Source organism: Pseudoalteromonas sp. Angola-7, from assembly GCF_028599255.1.
Taxonomy (GTDB): domain Bacteria; phylum Pseudomonadota; class Gammaproteobacteria; order Enterobacterales; family Alteromonadaceae; genus Pseudoalteromonas; species Pseudoalteromonas atlantica.
Genome location: NZ_JAQREL010000063.1, coordinates 1 through 256, shown reverse-complemented (window position 1 = coordinate 256; position 256 = coordinate 1). Strand labels below are relative to the sequence as shown.

Below are 256 nucleotides of genomic sequence, written 5' to 3'. Positions count from 1 at the left end.
GTCCCCAAGGGGATTCGAACCCCTGTTACCGCCGTGAAAGGGCGGTGTCCTAGGCCTCTAGACGATGGGGACACTAAAAAGTGTCACTAGGACAACTGAATGGTTTGACTCGTTTCAGACGAGTTTTTAATAACACTACCCTACTATAAATAGTAAGTGGCGTCCCCAAGGGGATTCGAACCCCTGTTACCGCCGTGAAAGGGCGGTGTCCTAGGCCTCTAGACGATGGGGACACTAAAAAGTGTCACTAGGACAA

2 tRNA genes are annotated in these 256 nt (G+C 50.8%); both read right to left on the bottom strand.

Features of this window, described 5'->3' with window-relative positions:
- Positions 1–72: transfer RNA gene (locus PSH50_RS21090), tRNA-Glu, on the bottom strand.
- 85 nt (positions 73–157) lie between these two features.
- Positions 158–233: transfer RNA gene (locus tag PSH50_RS21085), tRNA-Glu, on the bottom strand.
- Between the last annotated feature and the right edge of the window lie 23 nt (positions 234–256).